This window comes from Mycobacterium gordonae, from assembly GCF_002101675.1.
GTDB classification, from domain to species: domain Bacteria; phylum Actinomycetota; class Actinomycetes; order Mycobacteriales; family Mycobacteriaceae; genus Mycobacterium; species Mycobacterium gordonae.
On the sequence record NZ_LQOY01000118.1, the window covers coordinates 1 to 1,738 of the forward strand.

The following is a 1,738-nucleotide window of genomic DNA, read 5'->3' on the forward strand; positions in this document are numbered from 1 at the left end:
GGCGGTAACGGTGGATGGATTTACGGGCACGGCGGCGACGGCGGCGCGGGCGGGGCGGCCGGCCATGGCGGCACGGGCGGGCCAGCCCAAATCGTAGGTGGATTGGGCGGTCAGGGCGGAACCGGTGGAACGGGCGGTGTCGGCGGCGCCGGCGGCCATGGCGCGGCTCTGATCGGCAACGGCGGCGATGGCGCCACGGGCGGGGCCGCGGGCAACGGCGGCACCGGAGGCCGCGGCGCCACCGTCGGCGGCGGCGGAGGGGCGGGCGGATTCGCCGGCACCCCAGGCGCCGGCGGCGGCGCCGGGCCCGGCGGATTTCTGTTCAGCCAACCCGGCCTGGCCGGCGCGACCGGCCCCCTCGGAGGCAACGGCGGCGCAGGCCCCTCAAGCCCTATCAGCGTGCCTGGCATCCAGCAAGGTCTGGGCGGCATATCGCAACAATTCCAAGGCCTGATCACTAACGCCGGACTCAACGCCAACCTCATTGTCTACAACGCAGCGACCAACGCCTACCTCGTCATCGACCAGATCAACGGCAGTATCAACTACGTCGGCGCGTCCATCACCAACGGACTAAACAGCCAGATCGCCGGCATCAACCTGGCCGTGCAGCAGGCGATCCACCAAGGGGCTGTGAACGCGCAAAAGACGGTGCTCAATGCCGCCGGCTTAGGCTTCTTGGACCCCGGCACCGGCAACCTGGGCCTGTTCAACGTCGGCGACAACAACCAGGGCTTCTTGAATTTCGGCAGCGGAAACAACGGTTTGCTGAACTTCGGCGACGGAAACAACGGCAGCTTCAACCTCGGCTACCGAAACAATGGGAGCTTAAACGTCTTCGGGGACAACAACATCGGTAGCTTCAACCTCGGTGGCAGCAACATCGGCAGCTTCAACGTCGGCTTCAACAATATCGGCAACAATAACCTCGGCTTCAACAACATCGGCGACCGCAACTTCGGGCTGGACAACATCGGCGACAGCAACCGCGGAATCGGACTGATCTCGAACAGGGCACTCGGGTTCGGCCCGCTCGCGATAGGCCTGCCCTTCTGATCTGTCGCCTCCTGAGTGTCCTCCCGGGTCCGCCGGCGATCACATCCGTAGTTCTTGGCCGGTTCCGGCGTTAATGTGTGGGTGTGGCTGGCGTTGACCCGAGTCTGCGGCAATTTGCTGACGATGTGATCGATCGGCTGCTGGCGCGCGGTGAGGCACTGTTCCCCGACGTCGAGCAGGCCATCGAGTTCAAGTTCGGCGCGACACCTGCGGGGGGGCGAACGCCGCCGGCCGGCGGTGTGGCGCTGGCAGACAGGCTTGAGGAAGCCCACGGGCAGTGGGCGCGACAGCACGGGGCGTTGCAAGATTTGGATGAGCGAGGCGCCCAGATTGTCGCCGCGGCGGCCGCGGCGGCTGCTGAGGGACGTGCAGTTGTGCAGCGGCTTCGTGAGCAGGCTCGCGCCCAGGTGGACGCGATGATGCCGGTAGCTGATTCGCCGGCGGGAACGCAGCTTGTGGTGTCGACGCTGGATCAGATCGTGGGCCAGGTGCAGCAGCACGTCGCGGCGAGCAGACGGGCCTATGCGGATGCGGCCGCGCAGCTGCGCGAGCTGGCCGCCGGATATCGGGACAACGTCATCTAACTGCCGGCTAAACCGCCGAAATTGGTGGTCGTGCGTTGTGGTCGGGGGGTTTTTGGGCGGTTAGTTTTGGTGGGTGAGTGTTGGGGAGTTTGTGGCCG

1 protein-coding gene and 1 pseudogene are annotated in these 1,738 nt (G+C 66.2%); both read left to right on the forward strand.

Annotated elements, in window-relative coordinates; genetic code table 11:
* Positions 1 to 1,056, forward strand: a pseudogene (locus tag AWC08_RS36615) (hypothetical protein); the annotation flags it as partial.
* 83 nt (positions 1,057 to 1,139) lie between these two features.
* Positions 1,140 to 1,640 (forward strand): DUF4226 domain-containing protein, encoded by a 501-nt coding sequence (locus AWC08_RS18815; protein WP_159460007.1) that lies wholly within the window; start codon positions 1,140 to 1,142, stop codon positions 1,638 to 1,640.
* The last annotated feature ends 98 nt before the right edge of the window (positions 1,641 to 1,738 follow it).